The organism is Halalkalibacter sp. APA_J-10(15), from assembly GCF_023017105.1.
Lineage (GTDB): Bacteria > Bacillota > Bacilli > Bacillales > Bacillaceae_D > Halalkalibacter.
The window spans coordinates 1-6206 of sequence record NZ_JALKEV010000034.1; the positions used below are offsets into that span (position 1 = coordinate 1).

The 6206-nt window shown below is 36.0% G+C and carries 7 protein-coding genes; 3 read left to right on the forward strand and 4 right to left on the reverse strand.

Translation table 11 applies throughout. The annotated features are described in order from the left end of the window. Positions 1 to 439: 439 nt before the first annotated feature. The 3 genes from MW695_RS21930 to MW695_RS21940 form a co-directional block, all read right to left on the reverse strand. Positions 440 to 808 (reverse strand): VOC family protein, encoded by a 369-nt coding sequence (locus MW695_RS21930; RefSeq protein WP_247107595.1) that lies wholly within the window; start codon positions 806 to 808, stop codon positions 440 to 442. A gap of 91 nt (positions 809 to 899) precedes the next feature. Next, positions 900 to 1715: an AraC family transcriptional regulator gene (locus tag MW695_RS21935; protein ID WP_247107596.1), complete on the reverse strand. Its 816-nt coding sequence runs from the start codon at positions 1713 to 1715 to the stop codon at positions 900 to 902. A 411-nt stretch (positions 1716 to 2126) separates the two neighbouring features. Then, positions 2127 to 2894 (reverse strand): helix-turn-helix domain-containing protein, encoded by a 768-nt coding sequence (locus MW695_RS21940; RefSeq protein WP_247107597.1) that lies wholly within the window; start codon positions 2892 to 2894, stop codon positions 2127 to 2129. A 113-nt stretch (positions 2895 to 3007) separates the two neighbouring features. On the opposite strand from MW695_RS21940, the gene MW695_RS21945 reads away from it, so the two are divergent. The 3 genes from MW695_RS21945 (at position 3008) to MW695_RS21955 (ending at position 5658) form a co-directional block, all read left to right on the forward strand. Continuing rightward, on the forward strand, positions 3008 to 4636 hold the full coding sequence (locus MW695_RS21945) for a GNAT family N-acetyltransferase (RefSeq protein ID WP_247107598.1): 1629 nt from the start codon (positions 3008 to 3010) through the stop codon (positions 4634 to 4636). Between the two features lie 218 nt (positions 4637 to 4854). Next, positions 4855 to 5430, forward strand: a complete 576-nt coding sequence (locus MW695_RS21950; protein ID WP_247107599.1) for a hypothetical protein — start codon at positions 4855 to 4857, stop codon at positions 5428 to 5430. Between the two features lie 27 nt (positions 5431 to 5457). Then, entirely contained in the window at positions 5458 to 5658 is a 201-nt protein-coding gene (locus MW695_RS21955; RefSeq protein ID WP_247107600.1) for a hypothetical protein, read from the forward strand. 462 nt (positions 5659 to 6120) lie between these two features. Here MW695_RS21955 and MW695_RS21960 read toward each other — a convergent pair. Then, on the reverse strand, positions 6121 to 6206 hold an 86-nt coding region (locus MW695_RS21960; RefSeq protein WP_247106920.1), incomplete at its 5' end, for an HIT domain-containing protein.

Here is a 6206-nt window from a genome sequence, read left to right on the forward strand (position 1 = left end):
TAATGTACTAAAGGATAAAGCCTTCCTTTTATCAATCATAAGATCCCCCACAAGATACAATTATTTATCATGTATTATTATTCCCCATTGTTCAGAAGTTTTATTCCATTAAAAAAATGGCCCTTTAGCGGAACAACTTATTGTCACTCAACAGTTCCTTAATCGTTCTTTCAATTCAGATGTTCCACTATAAAAACACCCCTTTAGACAAAAATAATCCTAAAGGGGTAAAGCTTCGCAACTTTTTTACAAATGTCGCGACTTTATTTTAAATTTACATTTCTAAAAGAACAGCCTACCAACCTCACTGAATACGAGGACAAATTTACCGTTTAATTCAAATCTGGACTGACGGTTGGGTTGATATATAAGAATAGTTGGAAAAGAAGCAAGGCACTCTACTGTAATTACAGTAGAGTGCCTATTTTGATCTAATCGGTTAATTGGGTGAATGTAATCCAAGTCTATTTCCTTCTGTATCAATAAACAATGCAAAATATCCACTTTCATCAGCGTGAAGAGTTTTTGGAACAACAATTTTCCCACCTTTTTTCTCGACCTTATCCAGTATGACCTGAAGATCATCTCCACCATCAAGATAGATGGTTACACCATTGGACGAAGGCGTAACCCCCTCTCCTTGAACTATGACTCCAAAAGTTATTTGTTCTTCAGTTGGGAATAATCCCATTTGCATATCTGAGAAATTCATTTTCTCGATTTTAATGCCCAAAATTGATTGATAAAACTCGATTGCTCGCGAAATTTCTGTTGCTGGAATTTCAAAAATGGAAACAAAGCTTTTCATATCAATGATCCTCCTTAAGATTAAGATTAAACCTAAGCATATTATAATCAATCTCCTCATTATATAATTGTAAAAATGAGACACTATTAAACTATTTGTAGAAAAGGGAGGAAAGAACCATATTTTTGTTCCCTAAAAACTCTTTTGGACTGATTCCTGTAAACTCCTTAAAGTCTTTAATAAAATGTGATTGGTCATAATATCCACTTTTATAAGCAATGTTAGTTAGGTTATCAATCTTTTCATTAAGCAATATTTTCAAGACAGATTGTAATCGGATAACTTTACCTAATTGCTTTGGGTTAATGCCAACTTGTTTTTGAAATTTTCTTTCTAGTTGTCTTCTCTTAGATAAGTCTTGCTTGAGAATCTCATTAATTTGTGTGCTTCCTTTTGTTGATAAAAGAATATCAATAGTAGTTTTTACAATATTATCAATGATTTTTTTCTCATTTAACCTATCAAAAAGAAATTTTTCAATGTATCCTATTCTTTCCTTAGTGTCCGTTGCCTTTATAATTTTTCGTTCTAATTCTTTTGCAGAAACCTCTCCAAACAAGAGCCCTAAAGGGGTTTCTTTGTTAACTAATTCTTTTATGGGTTCTGAAATGAAATTTGCAAAACCATAAGGGTAAAAACTTACTGCAAATGTATTGACATATCCTATCGGTTGAATATAAAAAGGTTCAATTGTTTGTCCAAGTACCATAGCTCGAGGGTGTATAATAAAATCATCTTTCGAGGTGTATCGTTTAATATCATCCCCTAGAATGAAAGCCATTTCAATACAACCATCGGGTATAATCCGTTGTTTTTGCGAATTTTCTTCAGCAGATGCTTCTAAAGTCCAATAAAAATTAACCAAAGATTCTAAATCCAGATGAGGTCTAAAAGTTTGATAGTTCATTAATCGCTCCTTCTAATCCACTCTGTACGGGGGCATAAGGCCTTATGGACTAGTTCCCGCAGAGCAAATAATCATCGTTTTTCTAACTGAAAATTTTATCACTAAAAACTCTGAAAAGCTTATATCAAGCCTTCTAGAACATACACCTCTATTTTCTAGACATAAAAATTTGATTTCAATAAAAAATTTGCAGCGTCGTAGTTAATCCAATTTTTTTACTAATTCATCGTAAATAATCTTCCATTGTCCCTTTAACTCACTTTCGACTTTTCTTTCAAATCTTAAGGTAATTGATTCTCTAAAAAACAGTCCCCTTCTTCAATCGAAGTCATTCCTAAACTCTCTGCAACTTTTATTAACTCAATACGCTTAATTAGTGATCGCTTACCATAATTGTTTTAATTTCTTTCATCAATCCCTAATTAGCATTTGTAATTCTATAGATAGCTGGTCATTGTAAAACATAGCTATATCAGAATTTTCTATTCTGATCAATTGACCCTCCAACTTTATATTGTTACTTTGGGCATATTCAAAAAAATACTCAATCGCATTTCCTAACTCATTTTTATCTTTAATTAAAATGTGATAAGAGAGGTATGATCCTTTTTTAAGGATAAAATCCCCCGGATTACAAGATTCTAAGCAGAAATACCAATGCTCTTCATCTATTAAAGTAATAAAATCATTACTATAAATATTATCTAGTTTATTTGATTTATATAACAGGTTGTAGATATTTCTAGCATCAAAAGAGAAAGTTAAATCGTTTTTTTGTAAAAGAGATACATGTCTTTCAGGGATGCTTTTCATGGTAAAATTATTCAAATACTCTTGACTAGACTTTGCTTTCGTTATTATCCTTTCCGTTACATCTTTAATAATTTGTAGGTCTCGAATTTGCTTTTCAATTTCTGTTACCGATTTTTCTAATGCCTCCATATAATCATCTGGAGAATAAGTAGTAAACTGCTTTTTAATATCAGAAACAGAAATGTTTAAGCGTCTTAACAACAAAATGTGAGAGAGGGTGTAGATTTGATTGATCCCATACATACGATATCCATTTTCATCAATATAGCTTGGAAGTAAAATGCCTTTTTCCTCAAAATATCGAATCTGATGAGTAGAGACATCCATTAGATTTGCAAATTCACCGATGGTAATATCTTTTTTCATATTTTTCACTTCTCCTATTGACATTGGGTCAGACCTAAGCTTCATACTTAGAGTACAATTACATGTAAGTTTAATCAAGTTAATTGAAAGGTTGATTATAAAAGGAGAGCATAATGAAGCGTAATATTGAAATTCGTTTAGGTTTCCATGAAAGAGACCGAAATGCGGTGGCCATCCTTTACGCCCAGGCTTTTTTTCGAAAATTTGAGAAAGTGATTGGAAAACCACAAGAGGTAGTTGCCTTACTCGAAAGAGGCCTCAATCCGGACTATTGTCTATGCGCTTATGATGAAAATCATCACCTTCTGGGCATAGCAGGATTCCACATCGGGAAAAAGGCACTCATTGATTTATCGCTAAGTGATTTTATCACTGTATTCGGACCAGTAAAAGGCGTAGCAAAGGCTCTTTTAGCCGGTATACTTTTTCACAGAGCCGCTAAAAGTAAGCAGGAGTTGTTGATGGATGGGATTGCCGTCGAAGAAACAGCAAGGGGCACTGGCGTTGGGACCCTCTTATTTCAAGGCCTCTTTGATTTAGCCAAAGAAAGGGGATTTTCATCGATTGCCCTTGATGTTATCGATGAAAACCCAAAGGCCAAAGCACTGTATTTACACTTAGACTTTAAGGCCAATCAATACACGCGCATTCCCTGGCCGATTTCTAGTCTAATTGGGGTGACCGGCGTCACGCACATGGTACACAGCTTCATTCCTATCAAAGTACCAGCCAAACTGATGGGAATCAAGGCGCTAGTAGTTCTCTTCATCCTAGTCGGAGCTTTTGTTCTATGGCGTTTTGATACAATGGATTTACATGCTCATAAACATGTTGAAATCTCTTTTGAATCGCAGGAAAATCAGCTTTATGGTACGTTATATCTTCCGAAAAATGAAGGCCCATATAACATCGTTTTTTTCGTCCATGGCGATGGACCGCAAGATCGCACGGGAGCTGGCGAGTACCACTTTATCATGAATGCTTTGCTCCGCGAAGGCTACGCTTGTTTTTCATACGATAAAGCAGGTGTTGGTGCATCGGAAGGAAACTGGTTGAAACAAAATATGACCGATCGATCAACCGAAGTCTTGGAAGCGATTCATGTCATAAAGGAGAATGTTGAAATCAATAAGATTGGTGTAATGGCTTTTTCACAAGGTGGGTGGGTTGTTTCTGAACTGGCACTTGTAGATGCACCTGTGGATTATTATGTGGTTATTGGAGGGGCCATTGATTGGTCAGATCAACATCTATACTATTCCACGCAACAAGCTATTAAGCGAGGTTATAGTGAAGCGGAAACCGAGGAATACCTGGCTTACATTGAAACAGGCAATCGCTTTATAGCCATTGGCGATTATGATTCATATCGTCAATGGATTGAAAATCATGCCTATGGCACACCGATGAGCAAAGACCGTTTTGAGTTTGCCTTGCTTAACCAAGAGGCTAACGCTATAAATGGAATATACGCCATTGATGTTCCCTTTTTAGGACTATTTGGCGAAAATGATCTCAATGTAGACAGCCGTGAAAGTTACGAGACCTATAGAGCTATTTTCGAGCAAACGGGGCATACTCATACAAAACTTTATATGGTTCCAAGCGCGAACCATGAGCTTCTCAATGAAAGGTACAATCAAAAACGACATCGTCTGACCTTAGATGCCTTTTTAATCGGTGATAAAATCTACGCAGCAAATGCGATTGAGTGGATTCTAGAATTCCTCAGCCAGTTTTAGTGACGCATGGCATAGAGGTGCGTTAGATATAGTAATTAAGGTATTTCAGAATACATGTCATTACACTAGATTGTAAACATCGGCACTTAATATCGAAAAATTAGAGTACCTAATACTAAAAAAAATTTGCAGAGGAGGATATAATTATGTAAAATTTAACCAAAGTCACACGTCTAGGAGGCTATGCCACTCTCGGTATGGCGCTGTGCTATCTTAGTATGTTTATCATTTTCTTTGTTCTGATATCGGTTCCGGCAGGGCTTGATACCTTAGGCATGATAGAATTTCTTCAGGAAGGTCAATTGTTGTTTGCCATAAGCTATAGCCTTGGTTATCTAGTGTTTGGCGTACTATTAGCGATAACATTGCAATCGTTACAACACTCATTGCCAGTTGAAAATTCTGCGTTAGCGAGTTTGGCAGATAGATTTGGAAGCATCTGGGTTATGTTGATGATGGCATCAGGCATGACTTACTTGATTGGCATGGATAGGCTAATTCATCTCGTCAGCATTGATCCAGTTCAGGCACAGGCCCTCTACCATAGCTTAGGGCTGATAATCGAGGCGTTGGGTGGAGGAATTGAGTTAGTCGGTGGGCTCTGGGTGCTATTACTTAGTATTGCAGGTCTTAAACAAAACTGGTTACCGAAAACACTGCATCTGTTAGGGCTTCTGATTGGTTGCATAGGCATCTTGACGGTTATGCATATCGTGCCTTACTTAAAAGACGCATTTGGTTTGTTGCAGCTTATCTGGTTTATATGGTTGGGTGTTTTGTTGCTAAAACACTAACTTTAGAAACTAAAAGGAGACAATTCTATGAGAATAATAAAATTACTATTTACACCTCAATACGATAAGTATGATGGCATACGACCAATTAATATTTATGCCATGAGATCCATATATGGGTTAATGTTCTTTTTGATGGGTAGTGATGCTTGGAGATATATTCTCAGTTATGATGGTGTTTGGGAGATCGATTCAGCAATGAACTGGAGTGTATGGGGGGGCGTTTAGTTTGCTGGCATTCATTGAACTTTTTCGGACTGTGGAAATGATCCCAGTTATGCTACTAGAAATACTTTATAAGTCCATTTGGCTCATTTTAGTTGCCCTTCCTCTTTATCAATCTGGCAATCTTTCAGATCAAGCTACTGATGGTATGTTGTTTCCATTTCTCCTTGTGATTTTACCAATTCTCGCAGTCCCATGGGGATATGTTTTAAAGAAATATGTGCTCTTTAAAAAGTATGATATATCAAACAAGTGTAAGTTTAAAATAAAGTTTAATCAAAAACACCTTCCAAACCCATATATTTACGTTAAATTTAAGAACCCGTTTTGAAAAAAGATTGATCAAAACGGGTTCTTCAATTATAAAACATTGCACATTGTATGAAAGAAAGTTTAATCATTTTCTCCGACCGTTCTTCAACTAAAGCCACCCTTTAGTGCAATAAGGATTGTACAGTGAGCTAATTATATTTCCCACTTTAATTGACGACCACCAATAATATGATAATGCATATGGTATACCTCTTGTTGACCATGTTTTCCCGTATTAG